Source organism: Streptococcus pseudopneumoniae, from assembly GCF_001070815.1.
GTDB classification, from domain to species: Bacteria; Bacillota; Bacilli; order Lactobacillales; family Streptococcaceae; genus Streptococcus; species Streptococcus pseudopneumoniae_P.
In genome coordinates this window covers 1-25,077 of record NZ_JVLX01000068.1, presented here as the reverse complement: position 1 = coordinate 25,077, position 25,077 = coordinate 1, and the positions used below count along the sequence as shown (strand labels likewise).

Sequence of the window (25,077 nt, the reverse complement as noted above, 5' to 3'; positions counted from 1 at the left end):
CAAAGAGTATTAAGACATAGCACCCGCCTGCAAACTATACATCTTGTGATATGTTCCTCCTAGAGCCAAGAGTTCCTCATGGGTTCCACTCTCGATAATTCGCCCCTTATCCAAAACGTAGATACAGTTGGCATCCTGGATGGTAGAAAGGCGGTGAGCGATAGCAATGGTCGTCCGCCCCTGTCTCATCTTAGCTAGTGAAGCTTGAACCAAACTTTCTGTTTCAGAGTCAATATTGGCTGTCGCTTCATCCAAAATCAGGATTTTAGGCTGACTGGCGACTGTTCTAGCAAAGGCTAGAAGCTGGCGCTGACCAGTAGAAAAGCTCGAACCCCGCTCGGAAACGGGTGCATCATAGCCTAAAGTAAGTTCCTGAATAAAGGAATTTGCATCCACGAAGGCTGCCGCAGCCTGGACCTGCTCATCACTGATTTCTTGGTACATGGCAATATTGGACTTGATGGTTCCATGATAGAGGAAGGGTTCCTGCAAGACCAGACCGATGTTCTTTCTCAGCTCTTCCTGACTGTAGTCCCTAATATCCACACCATCCAAGAGAACTCGGCCTGACTGGAATTCATAAAAGCGCATAAGGACATTGATAATAGACGATTTCCCTGAACCTGTATGGCCTACAAATGCAATGGTTTCACCCTTGTTAACCGAAAAGGAAATATCATCCAGAATCTGATGTTTACCGTCATACGAGAAACACACATGTTCAAAACGAATATTGCCTTCTTTTACCTCAGCCTGGCCATTTTCTTGAAGAGGCTCATAGGTCCTCTCGTCAATCAAGGCAAATACACGACCTGCAGACACCATGGAAGTTTGAAGGGTCGAAAAATTTTGCGTCACTTCAATCAGGGGATCAAAGAGACGATTGATGTACTGGATAAAGGCATACATGGTTCCTGCCGTTATTCCCAGATAAAGTCCACGATAGCCAAAATAGGCCATCAAGACAGCATAACCTAAAAGTTTCAACAAACTCATGGCAGGACGCAAAAAGAGGGCATCCAAGGCTACAGAACGGTTGGCGTAGATCAAGTGTTCTTGGTTGATTTCATCAAATTCTGCTTGCAGGCGCTTCTCTTGATTAAAGGCCTGGATTATTCTGATTCCCTCGATGTTTTCAGCCAGCTTGCTATTGATATCTGATAAGAGACTTCTGGTTTTCTCAATGATTTTCACTGATTTTTTCCGATAGAGATTGACCAAAAGGAAAATCAAGGGGAGAAAGAGCAATACTAAAGCAGTCAAACGAAAATCCAACACCAACATGGTATAAAGGGTTGTCAGAAAAATAAAAACTGCTGAGATAAAGCTGGACAAAATCCCTGAAAACATATCACTGATAGTCTCAGTATCATTGGTCAAACGAGAGACGATAGAGCCTGCTGGTGTCTTGTCAAAATAGGACATACCCAGCTTTTCCATATTGGCAAAGGCATCCCGACGAATATCCCTAACAATACTGTAGGACACTCGCGCAAAGAGAAGATTGCCGAAATACTGCACTACAGTTTGTAGGATATAAAGGCCATAATAGACCAGCAAAACGGTAACGGCCAGTTGGTTGAGATTGCTGAGATACTGGTCGATAAAGTGAGAAGCCACAAGGGGAATGACGCTTTTAATGACCGTAGTCGCTAGGAGAAAACTGAGTGCTAAAAAGGTCAGAAGTCCATAAGGCTTGAGATAGGACATCAAGCGCTTCAATACAGCCCATTGTTCTTTCTTATTCTGCATCTTCTTCTCCCTTCATTTCCAGCTGCTGAGACTGGTAGGTTTGGGCATACCAGCCATCCAAAGCTAGTAAGTCTTCGTGCCTGCCTCGTTCGATGATTTGACCATTTTGCAGGACTAAAATCAAATCTGCATGGACAACTGCACTGAGGCGATGCGCTGTGATAATGGTTGTCTTATCCTTGCGCATTTCCTTTAAATTGTCAATAATCGCATACTCTGTCTTGGCATCCACGGCCGACAAGGAATCATCTAAAATCAAGATATCTGGGTCTAAAATCATAGCCCGACTCATAGCTAGACGCTGCTTTTGACCACCTGAGAGACTGACTCCCTTTTCACCAATCAACGTATCAAATCCTTGGGGCATGGCTACAATATCTTGATAAACTTGGGCTAACTTGGTCACTTCCTCGACTGCTGAAAGAGGCAAATCAGGATTTCCAAAGCGAATATTGTCTAAGATAGAGGTCGCAAAGAGAAACTGGTCCTGAGGAACATAGCCCATAAGACTACGAAGGTCTGTCAGACGATAGTCCCGAATATCGTGACCATTTAGATAAATGGCTCCCTTGTCCACATCGTATTCACGTAATAGAAGTTTGATCAAGGATGTTTTCCCAGAGCCTGTTTGCCCAACCAAGCCCAACGTTTGCCCTTTTTCCAAACTAAAGTGAATATCCGTCAATGTTTTATCATCTTCAAAGGCAAAACTATCAATATTGTACTCCAAGCTCCCATTTTCAATGCCATCTAAAGGAAACTCAGGGTCTTGTACAGGTGATTTCTGAGACAACAATTCCTCAATCCGCTGGTAGGAAACCTTGCCTCGCTGAGTGATATTAAAAAGGAAACCAATAGCCATAAGAGGCCAAACCAGCATATCCAAATAGCTGATAAAGGTGACCAGATTTCCAACCGTAATCTGCCCTTTCTGAACCATCAAGGAGCCGACCAAGAGGGTTAACACATAGGAGGAACCAACAAATAAGAGAATCATAGGGTCAAAGAGACTATCGTATTTCATAGTTTGGAGGTTCTTTTGGAAGGTCAATTCATTGACTGCCTGAAAGGACTTCAACTCGTCCGCCTGATATCCGAAAGACTTGGTCACTTTGATACCTGATACAGACTCCTGTACCTTGTTATTGAGTTCAGAAAAGGCAGCTTGCGATTCGCCAAAAGCCTTGTGAGTCTTTCTGCCTAAACGACTAGTTGCATAAGCCATGAAAGGTAGGGGCAAAATGGCAACCAGAGTCATCTGCCAGGAAATGCTAAAGAGCATGGTCAGCAAAGTCACTAGAGCCGTGATAGAGGCATCAACCGCTGACATGACACCGCCACCTGCGAGACGAGTCAAGGCATTGATATCATTGGTTGCGTGCGCCATCAGGTCCCCCGTCCGATAGGTCTGATAAAAGGCTGGAGACATTTTTGTGAAATGCTCAAACAAGCGAGACCGCATAATCTGCCCCAAACGGTAGGAAGTTCCAAGGATATACATACGCCAAACATAACGCAGATAGTACATCCCAAAAGCCGCAAGAAGCAAATAAAATAAGTCAAGAAGGAGGTCCTGCTGGGTTAATTGTCCCGATGTGATAGCATCAATGACCCGCCCCATGACCATGGGGGGAATGAGATTAAGGACGGAAACCAAGACCAGGGCCACAATTCCGACTAGATAACGGCGTTTTTCTAACTTGAAAAACCACCAAAGTTTTTGAATAATGGACATAAAATCCCTTTCTGATTGCAAATAGAAACCTGAGGCCAAGACCCCAGGTTTTTCTTATTCATAGGTTACGACTGTAACGGCACCCTTGTCATACTCAGCGATAAAGATATTAGCTACATTGTCATGTCCTTGCTTGTTGAGGTTATCAAGCAACCACTCTTCGCTACGACCAATCGATTCCAAAACATCTACTTGGATCACACCGTCAGTCACAACTGGATACTTAGGATTTTCATCTCCCATTTGGACCACGATGAGTTGGCCATTTTGCTCTTGCACAGCTCGTTTAACTTGCTTCATCTGGAAAATTCCTTGGCTACGAAGTTTGAGAGCAACATCTGCCGCAGACAAACCAACTGAACGACAGGCTTCTGGGTCAATCTGCCCATTTTTGATGAGCAGAGTCGGTTTACCATCAATCAAGCGTTTGACAAAACGAACATTGTTATTGAGCCATTTGAGGGTCAAGACCAAAATCGTCCACATCATCAAAATCACTGCATACTGGAGAATACTGATAGAACTATTGTAAATCACCCCACCAATGATACCACCGAGAACATAGTTCTGAATTTGGTCTGTAGCAGAGTTAGGTGCTAGATTCCCCTTTCCTGTCACATTGATAACAAAAACAAGCGAGAAAAGACCCAAGGCCAGTTTGATTAAAATTTCCATGTAGTTGAGTGTCATTTGTTTACCTCCACCAATTCAATAACGTCTGTTTGATGCAATTCTAATTTCTCTAAAAGATACTTGTCTGGTTGGCTCCCGTTCATGGCACGATAGAAATTTGAACCTACCTTGATAAGTGCTCCATCAGTGGCAGCTGAAGTATTGACATAAACTTCTGATTTATCCACTCCCAAGTCTTTAGAAATGACCTCTATGAAATGAAGGGAAGTTTGAAATTGATTGTTAGAGGCTTGATTGGTCTGGTATTTTGAGATTGTTACCAAAAGCATGGCTACCAAAGTCAAGGCCAAAATCATGACCAATTCACGAAACTTAGTTCCCTTTTTATCACGATAAGCCTTAAAAGCAAAAAATCCTGTGATAGCTAGGAGCACAATCCCAAAGCCAATCATGATGCCATTTTGCTGACTGATTTGGCTAAGTACATAGTCATATGAGTAAAATTTCATTTATTTTCACTCCCTTTCATAAAATCATTCTTCATTATAAACGAAAGAGAGTGATTTTTCAAGCCATACGTTGGGGAAATAGACTTATCAGACCAACTTCTCTAACTAATGACTCAAATACCTGTTTCAAGATTCTAATTTTGATAATTGATAAGAATAGACACTAGGAATTATCACTACAAAGAAAAGTGTCAAGAAGAATACCCAGTAAACATATAGTTGCACAAAGGAATTTAGAAACAATAACAATCCTCCTAACACCCAAATTTTTCCAGCTAGGCGATGCGTTTTTCTCCAGTTTTCATCATTCTCCAAGGTCCACGGTAGTCGAATACCGATTATATAATTTCGGTGTGTTTTTGGTAGATAATTTCCAATTACGATCATCACGACTCCCATAAAAATCTGAGCTAGTAGCCCACTCATCATGGAATAACCTAAAGATTCTCCGAAGATAGAAATCATTAATAGACAAGATACAAAAGGAATAATCCAGTAAATCAAAACTTGTATTTTTGAACTGATATTGCTAGATTTAGGATCCTTAATCATTAAAAATAGAAGCACCCAATGCATCAAAAGCATGAGAGCCGGCAATCCAAAGATAGCAAACACTTTATGATTGTAGCCATCTGCTTGACCCAGTAGATTAAAATGAGTGGGTATCTCCTCTGGTAATTGATTCCAGAAAACACAACCTACAAGGGAAGGTAGTAGGATGAGAATGCTCGTAAATAATACCAATTTCTTATTGATTTTTATCTTCATCAAAATGATCTCCTTTCAGATCTGCTAACCAAACCATTATATCCTCTAAAACCGATGTATTTAATTCATAATAAATAAAGTTTTTTTCTTTCATTTCATGAATCAAATCCGCTGCTTTCAAAATCGTGAGATGGTGTGAAATAGTTGCACTAGTCAACTCAAATTGACTGGCAATTTCTCCTGCAGATAATCTACCTGCTTTGAGTAAATTTAAAATCTCTCTCCTAACTGGATGAGATAAGGCTTTAAAACTATTTGCAAAACTCATAATGACTCCTTTCCCTTTGTAATATTAGTAGGGCTAGAACTAAGCAAGGTAGAACTGATAGCATCCCTGTCGGTGATGGGCCTAAAATCAAGAGGCTTGAAACTTTTTCTCCTGGTAATTGGAAGAGTAAACCAAGACCTGCAGTTGCATTGATTGCCCCATGAAATAGGGCAGAAGCCCAGATAGAACCTGTCTTTTCCAACAACCAGCTCAACAATATTCCTAGGCTAAAACAAAATAGAAACATGGCGACAACTCCCAAAACAGGATAAGCAAAATAAGATATTCCATAATTATAGCCTTGCAAATTGATTGGTAGATGCCAAAGACTCCAAATGAGACCAAGCAAGACATGAGTCTGGACTCTTGAAAAGCGTCCTCTTAGAGCTGGGTAAAGATAGCCACGCCAACCAATTTCCTCTCCCAATGCAAAGAAACTATTAAGAAAAGGAGCGTAGGTCAAACTAGCTAGGATTTGAATCAAGACCAAGAAAGATAAGGGAATGGTTGATTGAGAGACACCTTTTTCTTGTAAGATGGCTTGAATAGATTCAAAACCAAGACTGAAATTGCTAGGGAATACAAGAAAATAAAGTCCTGCTCCTAAAAAACTGATGACTGCTGGTAACCAGATAGCTAGTAAGTAAAAGCGCCAGTTGCTCTTGAAATTCACAACTAATTTATATTTGATTCCACTAGGTTGATTCGTGATTTTCCCTAAAATAAAGACTGCAAGTGCAGGCATCCACATGGCTACAATACTAGCAAGCTGACTCCATGGAGAATTTAGACCAACACCACTTAGCCATAGTGGCAACCATACTATCCAAGCAAGGGCATAAGCTAAGACCACAAAAAGAAGGATTGTTCTCTTATTTGACATATATGTAACTTCACTTTCTATTTAGATGTTTTTCTAAATAACATTATACACCTTTCTATTCTAAACACAAGAGCTATTTAGATTTTTTTCTAAATAGCTCAGGGAATTTTTATTTTCTAAAGATAAAGTCTAAAGAGTAATTTTCAAACCATACGTTGGGGAAATAGACCTTTTTTTGGTATAATAAAATCTATAATCTGAATGAAAAAGGTAACTTTATGAAACTTATCTCATGGAATATTGATTCCCTCAATGCTGCCCTAACTAGTGACTCAGCTCGTGCCAAATTGTCCCAAGAAGTCCTACAGACCTTGGTCGCTGAAAATGCTGATATCATTGCTATTCAAGAAACCAAGCTTTCTGCCAAGGGGCCTACTAAAAAACATCTTGAGATTTTAGAAGAACTCTTCCCAGGCTACGAAAACACGTGGCGCTCTTCTCAAGAGCCCGCCCGCAAAGGCTACGCTGGTACCATGTTCCTCTATAAGAAAGAACTTACGCCTACTATCAGCTTCCCAGAAATCGGTGCCCCTTCTACCATGGACTTGGAAGGCCGTATCATCACCTTGGAATTTGATGAATTTTTCGTAACGCAAGTTTACACACCAAATGCTGGCGATGGACTCAAACGCTTGGAAGAACGTCAAGTCTGGGATGTCAAATATGCTGAGTACTTGTCTCAACTAGACAAAGAAAAACCAGTCCTTGCGACTGGTGACTACAACGTAGCCCACAATGAGATCGACCTTGCAAATCCTGCTAGCAACCGCCGTTCACCAGGATTTACCGACGAGGAGCGTGCTGGATTTACCAACCTTTTAGCAACTGGATTTACGGATACCTTCCGCCACATTCACGGCGATGTTCCAGAACACTACACTTGGTGGGCACAGCGTAGCAAGACTTCTAAAATCAACAATACAGGCTGGAGAATCGACTACTGGCTAACAAGTAACCGCATCGCTGACAAGGTAGCCAAGTCTGACATGATTGACTCAGGTGCGCGTCAAGACCATACACCCATTGTCATGGAGATTGAGCTCTAAGGAGAAAGCTAATGGACTATCAAGCTGTCATTCCTGAATTTGTAGTATCTGACCTCGAAAAGTCACGCCACTTCTACTGCGACTTGCTGGGATTTTCTGTCGAATACGAGCGTCCAGAGGAGAAATTTCTCTTCCTCTCGCTTGAAGACTGCCAACTTATGCTAGAAGAAGGCAGCACAGAAGAATTAGCCCAACTAACCTATCCTTTCGGGCGCGGTGTCAATATTTCCTTTGGCATTGAAGATGTCCCTCAGCTCCACCAAAAACTGCTGGAAGCTGACTATCCTACCCATCGTCCCCTGACAAAAAGAGAATTTCGAGTGGGAGATAGCTTTATTTACCCTCATGAATTTGCGATTTTGGATCCAGATGGTTATTTTTTAAGATTTAGCGAGTAGAATAATAAAGGTTGGGAAAAAGTCTTTAAAGTTAAAAAGGCATATTATCAAGTCTTGAAAAATCTTGATAATATGCCTTTTATGATGGAAAAACCTTCTAAATGTTAGCCAATAAGTTAATTCTTGCCCATTTTTATTATATTTGTTCGTTTTTCAAACCAAAACACTAACAAAATATTTGATTTCTAAAGTTATTTAGTGTAAAATAAAAACATTGGCTCAAGCCTATTTGAAATTGAATATCATTTTACTTGTTTATGTCGTGAATTGGCACGACGTTTCTACAAGGTGCCGGAACACCTAACAATAAGTAAGTCAGAAGTGAGGTATGGTCGTTTTTGCCATGCCTATTTTGGGGACTTACTTAGAGATTAAGTAGGTCCTTTTTCTATTTCTTACTAGAAACTCTAAACAAGCAAATGGATTGGCTTTTAGACTTTAGGAGGTCTTATGAAATTATTAGAAGAGCGCATCCTCAAGGATGGGCATATCTTGGGTGATAACATCCTCAAGGTAGATTCCTTTTTAACCCACCAAGTTGACTTTAGCTTGATGCGAGAGATTGGTAAGATTTTTGCGGAAAAATTTGCTTCTGCTGGTATTACCAAAGTCGTGACCATTGAAGCGTCAGGTATTGCCCCAGCCATTTTTACAGCTGAAGCCTTAAACGTTCCCATGATTTTCGCTAAAAAAGCTAAAAACATCACTATGAACGAAGGAATCTTAACTGCCGAAGTTTACTCCTTTACCAAGCAAGTGACCAGCACCGTTTCTATCGCTGGAAAATTCCTCTCACCAGAGGACAAGGTCTTGATTATCGACGACTTCCTTGCTAATGGCCAAGCTGCCAAAGGCTTGATTCAAATCATCGAACAGGCCGGAGCAACAGTCGAAGCTATCGGTATTGTGATTGAAAAATCCTTCCAAGATGGCCGTGATTTGCTTGAAAAAGCAGGCTACCCTGTTCTATCACTCGCTCGTTTGGATCGTTTTGAAAATGGTCAAGTTATTTTTAAGGAGGCAGATCTCTAATGCAAACTCAAGAAAAACACTCGCAAGCAGCCGTTCTTGGCTTGCAGCACTTACTAGCCATGTACTCAGGATCCATCCTGGTTCCCATCATGATTGCGACAGCCCTTGGCTATTCGGCTGAGCAGTTAACCTACCTGATTTCTACAGATATCTTCATGTGTGGGGTGGCAACCTTCCTCCAACTCCAACTCAACAAATACTTTGGAATTGGACTCCCAGTCGTTCTTGGAGTTGCTTTCCAATCCGTCGCTCCCTTGATTATGATTGGGCAAAGCCATGGTAGTGGTGCTATGTTTGGTGCCCTTATCGCATCAGGGATTTACGTGGTTCTTGTTTCAGGCATCTTCTCAAAAGTTGCCAATCTCTTCCCATCTATCGTAACAGGATCTGTTATTACCACGATTGGTTTAACCTTGATTCCTGTCGCTATTGGAAATATGGGAAATAACGTTCCAGAGCCAACTGGTCAAAGTCTCTTGCTTGCAGCTATCACTGTTTTGATTATCCTCTTGATTAACATCTTTACCAAAGGATTTATCAAATCTATCTCTATTTTGATTGGTCTGGTTGTTGGAACTGCCATTGCTGCTAGCATGGGCTTGGTTGATTTCTCTCCTGTTGCGGCAGCACCGCTCGTCCATGTCCCAACTCCACTCTACTTTGGGATGCCAACCTTTGAAATCTCATCTATTGTCATGATGTGTATCATCGCAACAGTGTCTATGGTTGAGTCTACTGGTGTTTATCTAGCCTTGTCTGATATCACAAAAGATCCAATCGACAGCACGCGCCTGCGCAACGGTTACCGCGCAGAAGGTTTGGCCGTACTTCTCGGAGGAATCTTTAACACCTTCCCTTACACAGGATTTTCACAAAACGTTGGTTTGGTTAAATTGTCAGGTATCAAGACTCGCCTGCCAATCTACTACGCAGCTGGTTTCCTGGTTCTCCTTGGACTCCTTCCTAAGTTTGGCGCCCTTGCCCAAATCATTCCGAGCCCTGTCCTCGGTGGTGCTATGCTGGTGATGTTTGGTTTTGTATCTATTCAAGGGATGCAAATCCTCGCTCGTGTTGACTTTGCTAACAATGAACATAACTTTCTTATCGCAGCAGTATCCATAGCTGCAGGTGTCGGACTCAACAACAGTAATCTCTTTGTCAGCATGCCGACAGCCTTCCAAATGTTCTTCTCAAACGGAATCGTTGTAGCCAGCCTACTCGCCATTGTCCTCAATGCAGTATTAAATCATAAAAAGAAATAAGAAAAAGAGGTGCGAGCCTCTTTTTTGTTTATCACAAGTTGATTATAAATATAATCAATCCCAATTCCCATCTAATATTTCTTTTATAAACTTCTTAGGCATCCAAAAGGAGTGTTTTGTAATCCTACGCCCATCTGGAAGTTCATCCGTATCAGATAATGAGCCTTTCCCAACAAATTTTCCTTTTTCAATTTCATAATAAGCATTGGTAGCATGTAATTTCGTAAATAGGATTCTATTTATCTTACTTTGAGGGAAATTAGTTGAAACTTTATTACCATTTTGAGTTAATTTAACTCCGTCAGAAATAATTTGTCTAGTTTCCTGCCACACTCTTTGGATTTCTTCTAATTGTCTATCTTGAAATCCCCAAAATTTGATAGAATCTAATACAAATAGCTTAGGTTCAATTTCCTTAAAAATAACGAAGAGGAATCGTTTATTATAAATTTCATTATAGACATGTGACGATTCCCAACTATCTGTTTCTGCTAATTCTTTAAAACAATAAGTTTTAAATGGAGAGTCTTCCTTAGGTAAATTATTCTTATCTACTCGAATAACTCTCAAATTCATGTTTGCTTTCTGAAATTCTTTAGTCTTATCTAAATCCCCTGTTAAACCTAAAATTTTTCTAATCAGAGTACTATTCTTACCTTTTGCTTTGGGATTCACTTCAAATCTATCATATAACTCTTGTTCAGAGAAACCTTTGTAGGAAAGAATCTTCTCTGCAATAACCTCAGTAAATGACTTTTTTTCACCCCTAAAATTAGCCAGAACACTTTCTTGATCTGATTGGTTAAAGATTTTATGATTAATCAGATAGGTCATATAACTTGATTTTAATTCCCAAGCTCTTTGTTTGGCTAATTCATGACTAAAAGGTTGTTGTCTTAAATCCTTTCCTTTACCTGCTCCTTTTGTACAAGTTGATAAATAGTTTCCATCTGATTCTGATAATTCATGCGCCCTTCCATTTTTGATTTTATCTGTAATTTTCTGATAGTCTTCAAGGATGACTGCCATATCCTCCTCAAACCATTCATATAAAAATATTTTTTCAATGACATAGTCCTTCATTGTTTGATTAGGAATTAAGCCATTGTAAAACAATAACAAAATCTTTGCACATTTTTTCCATAAATGAGTGGAGTAAAAATCCTCTAAATTTTCCTCCATATAGTTTAGTATTGTTAATACAAGTCGTTCTTTTGCACTAAGTGTCCCATTTTTGTTTATCTTAAAAGGAGTAACTTTTAATTCTACACCTATTTTTTCAAAGTCAGCTTCCGAGTCACTATTTGGCTGGTAGCCATAGAAATATTTTTCAATATAATTTCCATATTGCCCTTTTGACTTCATACTAATTGCTTTATCTTGTACCTCAGAGACTACTCTATCATTATAATCGTCATATGATTTATAAAGCGAACGATTATACTCTTCCATAACATCGGAAAATTTTCTATTTAATAGTTTGTGAGAATATTCAATAACACTATCGATATCTTCATCGTTATAGTTAAATAAGTTTTGATCCATTTTCTTCTCCTATCTTTTATATTATATCAAATTAAACTAAAGCAAACATTAATACTTGATCAATCATTGAAAATAGTATATAATGGATTAAACTGTAAAAAAATGAAGGAGAAAAGATGAAAGTTCTCGAACTATTTGCTGGAGTTGGCGGTTTTCGGATAGGATTAGAAAATGCCGATAAGCAACTCTTTAAAACAAAATGGGCAAACCAATGGGAACCATCTCGTAAATCTCAAGACGCATTTGAGGTCTATGATTATCACTTCCCCAATAGCGAAAACATCAATATTAGTATCTCTGATATAACAGACGAACAATTTTCCAAAATGGATGCCGATATGATTGTCGGTGGTTTTCCTTGCCAAGATTACTCTGTTGCGCGTAGCAAGAAAAATGAGAAAGGTATTGAAGGAAAAAAAGGAGTTTTATTTTGGGAAATCATTAGAGCAACGGAAATCATTAAACCCAAATACTTAATTCTGGAAAATGTGGATAGGCTTTTAAAAGCGCCCTCAAAACAGAGAGGACGTGATTTTGCAATCATGCTAACAGCTTTTAATAATCTTGGATATTCTGTAGAGTGGAGAGTTATTAATGCTGCTGAGTATGGAAGAAGCCAACGAAGACGTCGTGTATTCTTTTTCGTTTATCGAAATGATACAGTCTTTGCCCAAAAAATTGACAATCTTTACGAAAAAAATGAAGAAATCTTTGAAGATAATAGGTATAATGACTATATTTTCAATCAAGGTCTATTTGCGAAACAATTTCCTATTAAACCTATAGCAGTTAAAAATCGTCATGTATTTTATGAGTTACCAAATGATATAGTTGAAGTTTCAGATACTTTTACTGGTACTGTTTGGAATACAGGAATTATGAGACATGGAAAATACTATTCTATTGATACAGAACCTAACTACAATGGTAATCCGATTACTCTAGGAGAAATTCTTCAAGATGAATCTGAAGTACCTGAAAAATATTTTTTAACTGATAAGGCTAAACTAGAAAAATTTCAATATCTTAGAGGACCTAAAAAAATTGAGCGAACATCCTCTGACGGACATCAATACATCTATTCAGAAGGAGGAATGTCCCCTTATGATGATTTAAACCTTCCAGGAAGAACAATGCTTACATCCGAAGGAACTGTTAATCGTTCCACACATTTATTATTTGTAAACAATAAATATAGATTAATTACCCCCATTGAAGCTGAACGCCTTCAGGATTTCCCAGATAATTGGACAGCTAAAAAGAAACTATCTGACGGTTCTATTGTAGAGGTATCTGATAAAATGAGAATGTTTTTTATGGGAAATGCTTTAGTTACTGAAATTGTAAAAGAAATTGCTAAGTTTATTAAAGAAATTGATTGATTTATCTGAAACTAAAAAAGAGGTACGAGCCTCTTTTTTAGTTATCTATATTCGTACCTGTCTATCTTCTGACCTCTGGCCTGTGACAAACATGGTAAATGTTGCCTTGCAGACATTTCTTCCTTCTTGATTAGTGATATCAACATCCACGACACAGGTTGTGCGACCTTGATGGACACATTCTCCTTTAATGGTCAATACATCGTCGAGTTTTCCAGCTTTGAGGTAGTTGATAGAAGACTGGAGCGTCACTCCATCAAGCCCCAGAGATATGACCACCAAACCACTGATCTGGTCGCAAAGGGTAAAGAGATAGCCACCATGGGCATTGCCATAGTAGTTGAGAGACGAGTCCACTACTTTGGTCGTCACCACAACGTGACCATCTCTCATTTGTTCAATTTCGTAATTTTCAAAGGCAGATATAGCGTCAAAATGAAAGTCTTTCATCGTTTCCTCCTGATATTTCAAACGACACTATGATACTACTTTTTATAGGACTGTGCAAGGAGAAAGCTCCTAGTCTGGCAAAATTCCGACCTGCTCCACAAAGCGCATAAAGGCTGCCTGTCCTTGTTCCGTCTGCTTGTAGACTCCTGCATCCTCAAGTACACGCGCAAAGATAGTACCCACAGAGTCCTTGACGATTTCAAGGGCTTTTTCTTTATCCGTTAGATCTGGATGGTGGGCTCTAAGTTGATCTGCCCATTCCTGATGATAGTCGGCAACTGCATCAGCTTCTCCTACAAGATAGCTAGCGACTTGCTCCACTTCTTCTTTCAGACGTGGTGGCAAGATTGCCAAGCCCATGACCTCAATCAAGCCGATATTTTCCTTCTTGATATGTTGGACATCCTTGTGAGGATGATAGATGCCATCAGGATGTTCTGCAGAAGTCTGATTGTCTCTCAAGACTAAGTCCAACTCAAACTGTCCATCACGCTTACGCGCTATAGGTGTGATGGTGTGATGCGGTGTTCCGTCCGTCTCTGCTAAAATCTGCACTGCAGGATCTGAATACTGACGCCATTCCTGCAAAATCTTGTCAGCTAAATTGATCAAATCTTCTTTGGAATCCGAAGTCAAACGCAACACTGACATAGGCCACTTGACAATTCCAGCCTTGACCTGCTCAAAACCTGCAAATCGAAAGGTCTTTTGCAAAGGAGCCAATTCCATAGGAAATACGTGACGGCCTCCCTGATAATGATCATGAGTTAGAATAGAGCCCCCCACAATCGGAAGGTCGGCATTAGAGCCTGCAAAATAGCCCGGAAACTGCTCTACGATAGCCAGCAAACGTTCAAAACTCTGACGACTAATAGCCATAGGACGATGCTGGCCATCTAAGAAAATACAGTGCTCATTAAAGTAAGCATAGGGCGAATACTGGAAGCCCCATTCCTGACCAGCCATTTCAAAACGGATAATACGGTGGTTGCTGCGAGCTGGGTGGTTAACTCGACCAAGGTAGCCCTCATTCTCTAGACAAAGCTGACACTGAGGATAATTACTAGCTTGCACCAACTTGGCTGCCGCAATCTCTTTCGGATCCTTCTCAGGCTTAGAGAGATTGATGGTAATTTCAAGCTCTCCGTAATCAGATTGAACACGATAAGCGATATTTTTAGCAATAGCCTTGAGTTTGATGTAGTCATTCTTCTGACTGAGTTGGTAGAAATTCGCTATCGCTTGCTCAGGAGATTGGGCATAGGTTGCCCAGAAGTCACGATTGACCTGACTTGGACAAGGAGTTACCAAGTTCATCAGTTCAGCACCGAGAATCTCACGCGCAGTCTGACTATCCTCAATCGTCTCTAATCGAACGGCTTCCTCAACCAACTGGTCTTTGAGGTCAATCAATTTATCTAGACCAGTCTCAACTTCCAAAACACCATCTCCCACTCGTGCCAAGACACGATTGGTCAGGTAGATTCGATCCATTTCCTCAAATGAACTTTCAGCAATAACGTGTATTACAAATTTATCTACTAAGGTCACTATAGAGCCTCCTTTTAACTAGTCAAGGACGCGAGTGCCACCTGCAACTTCAGCGATATAGAAGCTTGGAGCGTAGCCAACTACTTCCTCGTAGTGTTTGCCAACAGCTTCCTTAAAGGCATCAACAGTGTCTTTTTGCACCAAGGCAATGGCACATCCGCCAAAACCTGCCCCTGTCATCCGAGCACCGAGAACTCCTTCTTGATCCCAAGCTGTGTGAACAAGAGTATCCAATTCCAAACCAGTTACTTCATAGTCATGCTCTAGGGAAACGTGTGACGCATTCATCAAACGACCAAATGTTTCCAAATCTCCTGCTTGGAGGGCTGCTTGAGCTTTAAGGGTACGTTGATTTTCAAGCACAGCATGGCGAGCACGTTTCAAACGATTTTCATCTTTAATCAGATAGCTATATTGGTCAAAGGCCCACTCATCCAATTCACCCAAGGTCTGAATATCTAAGGCTACTTGCAATTCTTCCACTGCTTTTTCACACTCAGCACGACGTTCATTGTATTTAGAGTCCGCCAATTCACGGCGTTTGTTAGTGTTCATAATAACAACGACATTGTCCTTCAAATCAAGTGGTACCAAATCATACTCTAAAGTGTTAGTATCTAAGTAAATAGCACGTTGGTCTGCACCCATACCGATAGCAAACTGGTCCATAATGCCAGAGTTGACTCCGATAAAGTTGTTTTCTATTTGTTTTCCGATTTTAACCAAATCGAGACGCTCTAATTTTAAATCAAAGAGATGCTCTGCCACGACCCCTGTCAAAAGTTCCAAGGATGCTGAAGAAGACAAACCAGCACCATTTGGGATATTCCCATAAACAAAGAAATCAAAACCTTTGTCAATCACATGACCAGCTTCTTGCAAGAAATGAAGAACCCCTTTTGGATAATTGGTCCAATTGTGCTCTTTTTCAAACTTGAGGTCAGCGAGAGGCACTTCGATAATGCCCTTGTCCTCAAAATTAGCTGAGTAGAAACGTAAAACTTGGTCGTCACGCTTACGAGCTGCACCGTAAGTTCCCAAGGAAATAGCAGCTGGAAAAACGTGCCCACCGTTGTAGTCCGTGTGTTCACCAATCAAATTGATACGACCTGGTGAAAAGAAAGTTTGGTCTGCTTCTTGATCAAAAACAGCAAGAAAGTCTTTGCGAAGTGCTTCTGCAGTAAGATGTTGTGTCATTTGAATTCTCCTTTGACTGTCCGTTAAGCCACCTTAACATGTAATCGTTTTCTTCTATTGTATCCAAGGGATTTTCCAAGGTCAATCCTTTTTACTAAAATTTTACTAAACTATCAGTAAAAAGCAGAAAAATATGATATACTAACCTTAAAGAAGGAGGATTTATGGCTACCTTAAAAGACATTGCACAGCTAGCCTCTGTCTCTATCGCGACCGTATCCCGCGTCCTCAATCGCGACCAGAGCCTATCTGTTACAGAAGAAACCAGACACCGTATTTTAACCGTTGCTGAAGAACTGGGCTACACCAAGCACCTCAAGACAGGCGATTCCCACAAACCCAAGCAAAAGATTGCCATTATCCAATGGGTCAGTGAACAAGGAGAACTGGACGACCTTTACTACTACCAGATTCGCTTGGGTATTGAAAAAAGAGCCCAAGAGTTGGACTATGATATCTTGCGCTATTTTAATGACCATCCTTTTACCCTAAGCGAGGAAGTGATTGGGATTCTCTGCATCGGAAAGTTTAGTCGAGCTCAGATTTCTGCCTTTGAAGAATACCAAAAGCCTCTTGTATTTCTAGACAGCGATACACTTTCCCTGGGACATACCTGCATTATCACAGACTTTTACACTGCCATGAAACAGGTTGTCGATTATTTTCTCAGCCAAGGGATGGACCGCATCGGGATTCTAACAGGCCTTGAAGAAACAACCGACCAAGAAGAAATCATTGAGGATAAGCGACTGGAAAATTTTAGAAACTACAGTCAAACAAAAGGAATCTATCATGATGAATTAGTCTTTCAAGGAAGCTTTACCGCCCAGTCTGGCTATGACTTGATGAAGGAGGCCATTCAGAACTTGGGAGACCAACTCCCACCAGCCTTTTTTGCAGCTAGCGATAGTTTAGCCATCGGTGCCCTCCGTGCGCTCCAAGAAGCTGGAATCAACCTGCCAGACCGCGTCAGTCTTATTTCCTTTAACGATACTAGCCTGACCAAGCAAGTCTATCCTCCCCTCTCTAGCATCACCGTCTATACCGAAGAAATGGGCCGAGCAGGTATGGATATTCTTAATAAGGAAGTACTCCACGGTCGGAAAATCCCTAGCCTAACCATGCTGGGAACCAGACTGACTCTGAGAGAAAGTACAAGGAATGAATAGGATAACAAAACGACCTCTAGCGAGGTCGCTTTTCTAATGATGATGCCCATGCTTCTGCTCTAATTCTCTCACCCTCCGCTTATGTTGCGCATGATTGCTTTGACTGCTATCTACTTCAATAGTGATATTCTGCACGCCTCTTTCTTCTAAACATTGACGCACCACTTCTTTGGTTTCCATCATCTGTTCCCAGTCCTTGATACAAATGTGAACAATAGCATTATTCTCTAGACCATCCATGGACCAAATGCTAAGTTGATTGACACTGTTGACATTGGGTAGAGCCTCTAAATCCTTCTCCAAATCACTTGTCTCGACTCCTTCTGGCACAGCATCTAGGAAAATTTTCAGTGCGCTCCAAAAGCGAGGAATGGCTTTCGACAGAATAAAGATAGAAATAACTAGTGATAAAAGCGGATCGAGGATATACCAGTCCGTAAATCGAAGAATAATCGCCATTAGAATGACGGCCAACCAACCAAGAGTGTCTTCCAAAAAATGCAGGCTAAGAATTGACTCGTTCTTTGTTTTCCCCTTACGAACTACCAGACTTGCTAGCACATTAATGGCTACTGCAATGATTCCCAGCCAGAGGATGCCTTCCTCATTGACGGGTTGCGGGTGAACAATCTTTGTGACATTTTCCAAGATCACTAGGACAGACCCTATCATAAGAATCACAGCCGTTAGCATGGCTCCTAAAAGACTAAAACGTTTGTAACCCAAGGTGTACTGTCTATCTTCTTCACGGTTTGAAATTGTTTCTAAAAGGGCTGAGATGCCAATGGCTATAGCATCTCCCAAGTCATGAACGGAATCAGCAAGAACTGCACTCGAACCAAAGATTCCTCCTGCGATAAACTCAACAATCGCATAGCTTAAATTTAAGAAAAAAGCTAACCAGATAGATGTTTTAGAACTCATTTCTCTCCCTCCTTTGGTATAATGGGTATATACATACTTCTTTCATTTGTATTATCTAATAAAATTCAAAGAAAGGATAGAAGCAAACTGTCAGCCATGTTCAGTTCTGAACAGTTTGTCTCAAGTGTCTACATGCCAAAAAGAGACCGTCGAGTCAGCAAGACGAAAAAAGCCATCTATCAAGCTTTTTTACAACTTTTGAACGACAAAGGCTATGATGCCACTACTGTTCAGGATATCATTGACCTAGCAGATGTTGGGCGTTCTACTTTTTACTGTCACTATGAAAGCAAGGAACTCCTTTTAGATGAGCTCTGTCGCTACCTCTTTCATCATCTCTTTGAAAGGGAAGGACACTTTACTACCGAGGACTACCTCGCACATATCTTTTTACATTTTCAGAAAAACCAGGACCATGTTACCAGTCTGCTATTTTCCAAAAATGACTACTTCCTCCGTCAACTCCATAAAGAGCTAGAACACCATGTCTATCCCATGTTGGCTGATGAGTTAAAAGAAGCCCACACTAATCTGCCTACTTCTTACCTCCAACACTTGGTCGTGTCCAACTTTATCGAGACATTGACCTGGTGGCTCAAAAAAGGACAAGACTTTACATACCAGGAAGTTGTCCAGTTTTATCTAGACCTTCTCATTCCTAAAAATTGAATACAGAGTAGAGCTCAGTTGCCTTATTTCTAGGCTACTGAGTTTTCATCTTTTCAACAATCAAAAAAGCCCAGACAACATTGTCTGAGCAGTTTTCTATATGGTCGTTTAACAAAGTTGAGTTTGACATTTTCAAACTATTTCTTCAACAAACCTTGTTCTTGTAGAAACTCCTTGGCTACTTGTTCTGCTGACTTGCCTTCAACACCGACTTGATAGTTAAGCTGGCTCATCTGGCTTTCAGTAATTTTACCAGCCAATTTATTGAGAACTGTTTCCAACTCTGGATGTTTCTTGAGAAGAGCTTCTTTCATCAGTGGAGCTCCTTGATAAGGTGGGAAGAGTTGCTTGTCATCTTCCAAGACTTGCAAATCATAACGCGCCAATTCCGCATCAGTCGAATAGGCGTCCGTGATTTGAATATCACCTGACTGAATAGCCTGATAGCGAAGGGCTGGTTCCATGGTAGCTACATTGAGATTGAGACCATACATTGATTGCAAGCCCTTATTTCCATCTTCACGGTCATTAAACTCAAGTGTAAAACCTGCTTTCAACTGCCCTTCAACTTTTCTCAAGTCCGAAATGGTCTTCAAGCCATATTCTTGAGCAATCTTTTTTGGAACGGCTACAGCGTAGGTATTTTGATAAGACATAGGTTTGAGATAGGCTAGATGATCCTGTTTGGCAATGCCATCACGCGCTACCTGATAAACCTGCTCTGGCTCATGACCTACTTTAGGTGATGGCTGAAGTAAACTTTCAGTCACCGTTCCTGTAAATTCTGGATAGATGTCAATATCGCCTTTTTTCAGAGCTTCATAAAGGAAGCTTGTTTTCCCAAAATTCGGTTTAACAGTCACAGTCATACTGGTATTTTCCTCAATGAGGAGTTTATACATATTGGCCAAAATTTCTGGTTCTGGACCCAATTTTCCAGCAATAACCAAGTTTTCTTTCTCTTTTTGAGCTAAGAGAGCTGGACTATAAGACAGACCGAGTAATATTGTCACCAAGGCAAAACCTGAAAAAATCGTCCGCAATTTTGCTTTTTCCATCACTTTTAGCAGGAAGTTAAAGGCAATGGCAAGCACTGCGGAAGAAAGTGCCCCAATCAAAATCAGACTGGCATTATTACGGTCAATTCCCAAAAGGATAAAGGAACCCAGTCCCCCTGCACCAATCAAGGCCGCCAAGGTTGCCGTACCGATAATCAAGACCGCTGCCGTCCGAATCCCAGACATCATAACAGGCATAGCAAGTGGAATTTCAAACTTCTTGAGACGCTCCCACCTAGTCATCCCAAAGGCAATCCCAGCCTCTTGTAGACTTGGATCAATTCCCTTGAGTCCAGTGATGGTATTTTGTAAAATCGGAAAGATCGCATAAATCACTAGAGCTGTCAAAGCCGGCAAGGTTCCAATTCCCATCAAGGGAATAAAGAGCCCTAACAAGGCCAGAGACGGGATGGTCTGGAAAATCCCTGCAATCTGTAAGACCCAATCCGCTAACTTCTCATGATATCGAAGATAAACAGCCAAGGGAATCGCTATAAAGATGGCCAGCAACAAGGTCAAAAGTGACAACTGCAAATGTTGAGATAGAGCTGTCAACCAATCACTAAAACGATCCTGAAAAGTTGCAATTAAATTAGTCATGTACACTACCTCCAAACAAGTCTGCTACAAAATCTGTTGCAGGAGCTTTTAAAATCGTCTCGGGATTCGCCACCTGACGAATCTCTCCATCCTGCAAGACAGCAATACGGTCCGCCAATTTCAGAGCTTCATCCGTATCATGGGTTACAAAAATCGTTGTCATCCCAAATTCTTTATGCAATTCTTTCGTCAGAATCTGCAACTGTTTTCTCGAAATAGCATCAAGAGCCGAAAAAGGTTCATCCATGAGGAGAATCTTAGGCTGACCAATCATAGCACGAACAATACCGACCCGTTGCTGTTCTCCACCAGATAATTCATTAGGAAGTCGATGTCCATACTCAGCCACTGGTAAACCAACCTTAGCCAAAAGCTCTTCTGTTTTCTGAGCAATTTCTTCCTTAGTCCATCCTTTCATCTCAGGAATCAGGGCAATATTTTCCGCAACCGTTAGATTTGGAAAGAGAGCAATGGCCTGTAAAACATAACCAGTAGAGAGACGAAGCTCACGCTCGTCATAGTCTTTGATGCGCTTGCCATCCATGTAAATATTTCCATCAGTTGGTTCCAAAAGACGGTTAATCATCTTGATCATGGTTGTCTTACCGGACCCAGATGGCCCAACCAAAACCATAAACTCTCCATTATCAATTCGTAAATTGACATCTCTCAAAACATCTTTTTCTGTGTAACGCAAAGCTACATTTTTGTATTCAATCATTCTGTATCCTCAATTTATACTCAATGAAAATCAAAAAGCAAACTAGGAAACTAGCCGCAGGCTGTACTTGAGTACGGCAAGGCGACGTTGACGCGGTTTGAATTTGATTTTCGAAGAGTATTAAAACTTTCCTCGGTTGGTCAAGTCTTCTATCTTAGGCATAACTTCCTTATTATCCCAATGTTCCACAATTTTCCCGTTTTCTAGACGGAAGATGTCATACTGGGCATAGGCAACTCCACCAATCTGAGTCTGACCATAGCTAACCACATAGTTTCCTTGTCCTAAGAGTTGGAAAACAAAGTCAAAAGTGGTCTTTACTTATAAACAGCTAATTTGCTCCATTTTAAACCTCATTTTCCTCCTCTTTCAGATTATCCAAAATTCTTTCTTGAAAGGCTTCAAACTGACGAATTTCTTCCTCTGAAAATCCTTTGTAAAAGATCGTATCCAATTTCTGACTGACACGATACCCCACTTCTTTCTGAGACTGCCCCAACTCTGTTAAAACCAAATACTTCTTACGCTTATCTTCTCCACATGGACTAATAGCTACAAGATTTTGTTCCTCTAGTTTTTTAATCATCGTCGTCAGTGTATTGTTAGCAAGCCCAGTCGCAAGCGCAATATCTGTTGCAGTTGCACAGCCAGTTTCACTATTCCATAAAACCGCTAAAATCTTGCCCTGCTCACTCCGATAAAGAGCTTCAGGGTCTTGGCTCAGTAACTTTTGAAAAATCCGCCCATTCAACAAACGAATATGATGGGCTAGCAAATGACTATCCTTCATAACACCTCCAATTTATTTCGATATCGAAAAGAATAAAACAATTGTAACACTCATCGTTCTAACTGTCAACTATTTCGATTTGGAAATAATTTTTCCCAGTAAAAAAATCTCCTACCCAAGGTAGAAGATTTTAATCTTATAAACTTAATCCGTCATGTCCGATACCAAAGTTCGATGCTCCAACGGAATACTGCACATAACTAGTAAGAAAATGAAACCTGACTGAATCCAGAAGAGGGCCAAGTCAAAAATTCCATGTACAGCAACCACTGTAAGGAAAGACAGATAAAGACCGATAATCGGACGTTTCCCCGACTCCTGACTCATATCCATCATCAATCGAACAGGAGCAACAGAAGACAAAACTAATAAAATAGTCCCCACAATTCCGTAACTCAGAATCGTATCGATATATAGACTGTGAGCATGTTCATGATAAGGAGCATTTATCCTAGGATAAGAGTGCATGTAGGTCAATGGCCCCTCACCCCAAAAAGGATTTTGCTTAAACAAGGCCATCCCAGCATCCCAGATAGAAATGCGCTCTTCCATAGAAGAATCCAAAGTCCCCATCCGAACTCCCAAATCACTAGAAAAGAGGAAACTCAAGCCAATCGCGAAGACCCCAATACTAAGCCAAAAGGCCTTCCAGTTTTTAATGGTCGTAAAGAGATAGATGATTGCTCCAGCGATAATAGCAGGAAAGGCAGTTCGATTTTGAGTAAAGTTCAAACCAAAGAGATTCACAAAGCCTGCAATCACACAGAATACTTTCAACCAATTCAACTTGGTCGTTGTAAACAGATAGAAGGCAATCATGATACAGAAACAACAAATAATTCCATAATAATTAGGATTAAAGAAGGTCACTTCTGCTCTATTCTGATGCCAGACCTGCATATTGGGTGAAAGAAAAGCATAGTTGAATTTCTTCACAATTTGGAAATGCTCTAAACTCGCAAAAGCAGCTGACAATACACTACCAAATAAGACGAGCTGCAAAATCAAGCGAAAGAATTTATGTGATAAAATCGACTGATAATGCAAAAAGAAAATAGTAAATAGAAAAATTCCTACTGAAGCTACAACTCCCATCCAATTTTGTGCAAAAACGGATATAACAGTACTATAGCCAAGAAAAAGAAGCAGCATCGGATGCTCCCCCATTTTCTGAAGAATACTTTTCATGTCTCCTGTGAAAATTAAACTGATAATATATAAACAGAATACAACTACAAAAAGATAAAAGGGTAAAAAGATACTCAGGATAATTCCCAATAAAATCAGCTCTTTACTAGACAACCCTTTCAGCTTTTCAATAAAGCCTATTGATTTCAAAATGAATCCTTTCTCTCCAAATCAACTGATTCAGATAATAGTAAGCTACCCTTTATTGTACCACTTTTTTAGCAATTTGAAAACAAAGGAAACGTTTACTAGGTAAAAAAGGGAGCAAAAATACTGATATTTCAAAACTCAAACTTAATGACTACATTTACTATAAGAAAATCATACCGTAAAGACTAGGTATATGTTAAAATAGTAGTAATTAAGCAACTAGCCAAACTAGATTCAAATCACATACTACTCCTAAAGAAAGGAAACACTATGAAATCTTACCAAGCCGTCTACCAAATTCTAGCTAAAGAAATCGACTATGTCAGCGGAGAAAAAATCGCAGAAGAACTATCCCTAACCCGAACATCAATTTGGAAAGCCATCAAGCGTCTAGAACAAGAAGGCATTGAAATTGATAGTATCAAAAACAAAGGCTATAAACTGGTGAATGGAGACCTTATTCTTCCAGAACTTCTAGAACAAAATCTTCCAATTAAAATCAGTTTTAAACCCGAAACAAGATCAACACAACTCGATGCAAAAGAAGCAATTGATTTAGGAAATAAAGCAAACACTCTCTATCTAGCTTCCTATCAAACAGCAGGGCGAGGCCGTTTTCAACGTTCTTTCTACTCACCCCAAGGTGGCATTTATATGACACTCCATCTTAAACCCAATCTCCCCTATGACCAATTACCATCCTACACACTACTTGTAGCAGGAGCTATCTACAAATCCATTAAAAACCTAACTTTAATTGATGTCGACATAAAATGGGTCAATGATATCTACCTAAACAATCATAAAATTGGAGGGATTCTTACTGAGGCGATGACCTCTGTAGAAACTGGGTTAGTCACAGATATCATTATTGGAGTAGGAATTAACTTTACTATTAAAGACTTCCCTAAGGAATTAAAAGAAAAAGCTGCCAGTTTATTTAAAACACCAGCACCTATTACCAGAAATGAATTAATCATAGAAATCTGGCGCACTTTCTTCGAAACACCAGCAGAAGAACTATTATACCTATACAAAAAACAGTCATTCGTTCTAGGCAAAGAAGTTACTTTCACACTAGATCAAAAAGACTACAAGGGACTGGCTAAAGACATCTCTGAAACTGGAAAACTTCTAGTTCGATGTGATAACGGAAAAGAAATCTGGCTAAATAGCGGAGAAATTTCACTCAAGAGTTGGAAGTAGTAATCCATAAAATCGATAATATATAAAACATTTAGCTTTCCTTCGATCCACTACAGTTGACAAAGAGCCAAAAAACTTCAGATAAGTAATCTAATTAAGTTTTACAAATCTGAAGTTTTAATTCTACTATTCTTAAAAGGCTCTATAATATTTGTAGTGGGTAAATCCCCTATGGATCTTATGGAGCCTTT

The 25,077-nt window shown here is 40.2% G+C and carries 24 protein-coding genes, 1 pseudogene and 1 riboswitch; of the genes and pseudogenes, 8 read left to right on the top strand and 17 right to left on the bottom strand.

What is annotated here, in order from left to right; translation table 11 throughout:
* Positions 1 to 9 precede the first annotated feature (9 nt).
* From ADG81_RS08590 to ADG81_RS08560, 7 genes are all read right to left on the bottom strand, one after another.
* Positions 10 to 1,752, bottom strand: a complete 1,743-nt coding sequence (locus ADG81_RS08590) for an ABC transporter ATP-binding protein (RefSeq protein WP_049551468.1) — start codon at positions 1,750 to 1,752, stop codon at positions 10 to 12.
* Positions 1,742 to 3,487 carry an ABC transporter ATP-binding protein gene (locus ADG81_RS08585; protein ID WP_049551467.1) on the bottom strand — a complete coding sequence of 582 codons (1,746 nt, stop codon included), beginning with the start codon at positions 3,485 to 3,487 and terminating at the stop codon, positions 1,742 to 1,744. The genes ADG81_RS08590 and ADG81_RS08585 overlap by 11 nt, the downstream gene beginning before the upstream one ends.
* A gap of 54 nt (positions 3,488 to 3,541) precedes the next feature.
* A complete protein-coding gene (locus ADG81_RS08580) occupies positions 3,542 to 4,177 on the bottom strand; it encodes a DUF421 domain-containing protein (RefSeq protein ID WP_000174447.1) in 636 nt (211 codons plus the stop codon).
* Positions 4,174 to 4,629: a DUF3290 family protein gene (locus ADG81_RS08575; RefSeq protein ID WP_049551466.1), complete on the bottom strand. Its 456-nt coding sequence runs from the start codon at positions 4,627 to 4,629 to the stop codon at positions 4,174 to 4,176. Before ADG81_RS08575 ends, ADG81_RS08580 begins: the two co-directional genes overlap by 4 nt.
* A gap of 126 nt (positions 4,630 to 4,755) precedes the next feature.
* Positions 4,756 to 5,397 carry an SdpI family protein gene (locus ADG81_RS08570; RefSeq protein ID WP_080978074.1) on the bottom strand — a complete coding sequence of 214 codons (642 nt, stop codon included), beginning with the start codon at positions 5,395 to 5,397 and terminating at the stop codon, positions 4,756 to 4,758.
* Positions 5,378 to 5,665: an autorepressor SdpR family transcription factor gene (locus tag ADG81_RS08565; RefSeq protein ID WP_000006510.1), complete on the bottom strand. Its 288-nt coding sequence runs from the start codon at positions 5,663 to 5,665 to the stop codon at positions 5,378 to 5,380. The genes ADG81_RS08570 and ADG81_RS08565 overlap by 20 nt, the downstream gene beginning before the upstream one ends.
* On the bottom strand, positions 5,649 to 6,548 hold the full coding sequence (locus ADG81_RS08560) for a CPBP family intramembrane glutamic endopeptidase (RefSeq protein WP_049551465.1): 900 nt from the start codon (positions 6,546 to 6,548) through the stop codon (positions 5,649 to 5,651). Before ADG81_RS08560 ends, ADG81_RS08565 begins: the two co-directional genes overlap by 17 nt.
* A gap of 218 nt (positions 6,549 to 6,766) precedes the next feature.
* On the opposite strand from ADG81_RS08560, the gene ADG81_RS08555 reads away from it, so the two are divergent.
* From ADG81_RS08555 to ADG81_RS08540, 4 genes are all read left to right on the top strand, one after another.
* On the top strand, positions 6,767 to 7,594 hold the full coding sequence (locus tag ADG81_RS08555) for an exodeoxyribonuclease III (protein WP_049551464.1): 828 nt from the start codon (positions 6,767 to 6,769) through the stop codon (positions 7,592 to 7,594).
* An 11-nt stretch (positions 7,595 to 7,605) separates the two neighbouring features.
* Positions 7,606 to 7,992, top strand: coding sequence for a bleomycin resistance protein (locus ADG81_RS08550; protein WP_049551463.1), 387 nt, complete (start codon positions 7,606 to 7,608; stop codon positions 7,990 to 7,992).
* A 231-nt stretch (positions 7,993 to 8,223) separates the two neighbouring features.
* Positions 8,224 to 8,319: riboswitch (purine riboswitch) on the top strand.
* A 123-nt stretch (positions 8,320 to 8,442) separates the two neighbouring features.
* The gene (locus ADG81_RS08545) at positions 8,443 to 9,024 is read left to right on the top strand and encodes a xanthine phosphoribosyltransferase (protein ID WP_049551462.1); all 582 of its coding nucleotides are present in this window, start codon (positions 8,443 to 8,445) and stop codon (positions 9,022 to 9,024) included.
* Entirely contained in the window at positions 9,024 to 10,286 is a 1,263-nt protein-coding gene (locus ADG81_RS08540) for a nucleobase:cation symporter-2 family protein (protein ID WP_001194477.1), read from the top strand. Before ADG81_RS08545 ends, ADG81_RS08540 begins: the two co-directional genes overlap by 1 nt.
* A 54-nt stretch (positions 10,287 to 10,340) precedes the next feature.
* Here the strand turns inward: ADG81_RS08540 and ADG81_RS08535 are convergent, their stop codons facing one another.
* Positions 10,341 to 11,831, bottom strand: coding sequence for a Sau3AI family type II restriction endonuclease (locus tag ADG81_RS08535; RefSeq protein WP_042750552.1), 1,491 nt, complete (start codon positions 11,829 to 11,831; stop codon positions 10,341 to 10,343).
* A 116-nt stretch (positions 11,832 to 11,947) separates the two neighbouring features.
* Between ADG81_RS08535 and ADG81_RS08530 the strand changes: the two genes are divergently transcribed.
* Positions 11,948 to 13,213, top strand: a complete 1,266-nt coding sequence (locus ADG81_RS08530) for a DNA cytosine methyltransferase (RefSeq protein WP_049551461.1) — start codon at positions 11,948 to 11,950, stop codon at positions 13,211 to 13,213.
* A 45-nt stretch (positions 13,214 to 13,258) separates the two neighbouring features.
* Here the strand turns inward: ADG81_RS08530 and ADG81_RS08525 are convergent, their stop codons facing one another.
* From ADG81_RS08525 to ADG81_RS08515, 3 genes are all read right to left on the bottom strand, one after another.
* Positions 13,259 to 13,663, bottom strand: coding sequence for a PaaI family thioesterase (locus ADG81_RS08525; protein ID WP_000651223.1), 405 nt, complete (start codon positions 13,661 to 13,663; stop codon positions 13,259 to 13,261).
* A gap of 69 nt (positions 13,664 to 13,732) precedes the next feature.
* Positions 13,733 to 15,214, bottom strand: coding sequence for a UDP-glucose--hexose-1-phosphate uridylyltransferase (locus ADG81_RS08520; RefSeq protein ID WP_049551460.1), 1,482 nt, complete (start codon positions 15,212 to 15,214; stop codon positions 13,733 to 13,735).
* An 18-nt stretch (positions 15,215 to 15,232) separates the two neighbouring features.
* Positions 15,233 to 16,411, bottom strand: a complete 1,179-nt coding sequence (locus tag ADG81_RS08515) for a galactokinase (protein WP_049551459.1) — start codon at positions 16,409 to 16,411, stop codon at positions 15,233 to 15,235.
* A 164-nt stretch (positions 16,412 to 16,575) separates the two neighbouring features.
* Here ADG81_RS08515 and galR point away from each other — a divergent pair, with 164 nt between their 5' ends.
* The gene (gene galR, locus ADG81_RS08510) at positions 16,576 to 17,580 is read left to right on the top strand and encodes a DNA-binding transcriptional regulator GalR (RefSeq protein WP_049551458.1); all 1,005 of its coding nucleotides are present in this window, start codon (positions 16,576 to 16,578) and stop codon (positions 17,578 to 17,580) included.
* 33 nt (positions 17,581 to 17,613) lie between these two features.
* On the opposite strand, the gene ADG81_RS08505 is transcribed toward galR, so the two are convergent.
* The gene (locus tag ADG81_RS08505) at positions 17,614 to 18,504 is read right to left on the bottom strand and encodes a cation diffusion facilitator family transporter (RefSeq protein ID WP_000095928.1); all 891 of its coding nucleotides are present in this window, start codon (positions 18,502 to 18,504) and stop codon (positions 17,614 to 17,616) included.
* A 132-nt stretch (positions 18,505 to 18,636) separates the two neighbouring features.
* On the opposite strand from ADG81_RS08505, the gene ADG81_RS08500 reads away from it, so the two are divergent.
* A complete protein-coding gene (locus ADG81_RS08500) occupies positions 18,637 to 19,173 on the top strand; it encodes a TetR/AcrR family transcriptional regulator (protein WP_004235331.1) in 537 nt (178 codons plus the stop codon).
* A gap of 137 nt (positions 19,174 to 19,310) precedes the next feature.
* On the opposite strand, the gene ADG81_RS08495 is transcribed toward ADG81_RS08500, so the two are convergent.
* From ADG81_RS08495 to ADG81_RS08480, 5 genes and pseudogenes are all read right to left on the bottom strand, one after another.
* Positions 19,311 to 20,831 carry an ABC transporter permease/substrate-binding protein gene (locus tag ADG81_RS08495; RefSeq protein ID WP_049551457.1) on the bottom strand — a complete coding sequence of 507 codons (1,521 nt, stop codon included), beginning with the start codon at positions 20,829 to 20,831 and terminating at the stop codon, positions 19,311 to 19,313.
* Complete coding sequence (locus ADG81_RS08490; protein WP_049551456.1) at positions 20,824 to 21,552, bottom strand: ABC transporter ATP-binding protein; 729 nt, start codon at positions 21,550 to 21,552, stop codon at positions 20,824 to 20,826. Before ADG81_RS08490 ends, ADG81_RS08495 begins: the two co-directional genes overlap by 8 nt.
* Before the next feature lie 120 nt (positions 21,553 to 21,672).
* Positions 21,673 to 21,864: pseudogene (locus ADG81_RS09605) on the bottom strand (polyketide cyclase); the annotation flags it as partial.
* A 34-nt stretch (positions 21,865 to 21,898) separates the two neighbouring features.
* Positions 21,899 to 22,342: a MarR family winged helix-turn-helix transcriptional regulator gene (locus ADG81_RS08485; RefSeq protein WP_020903524.1), complete on the bottom strand. Its 444-nt coding sequence runs from the start codon at positions 22,340 to 22,342 to the stop codon at positions 21,899 to 21,901.
* Positions 22,343 to 22,486: 144 nt separating this feature from the next.
* Positions 22,487 to 23,680, bottom strand: coding sequence for an O-antigen ligase family protein (locus ADG81_RS08480; RefSeq protein WP_004258845.1), 1,194 nt, complete (start codon positions 23,678 to 23,680; stop codon positions 22,487 to 22,489).
* Positions 23,681 to 23,950: 270 nt separating this feature from the next.
* Between ADG81_RS08480 and birA the strand changes: the two genes are divergently transcribed.
* Positions 23,951 to 24,886: a bifunctional biotin--[acetyl-CoA-carboxylase] ligase/biotin operon repressor BirA gene (birA, locus tag ADG81_RS08475; protein ID WP_000844492.1), complete on the top strand. Its 936-nt coding sequence runs from the start codon at positions 23,951 to 23,953 to the stop codon at positions 24,884 to 24,886.
* The last annotated feature ends 191 nt before the right edge of the window (positions 24,887 to 25,077 follow it).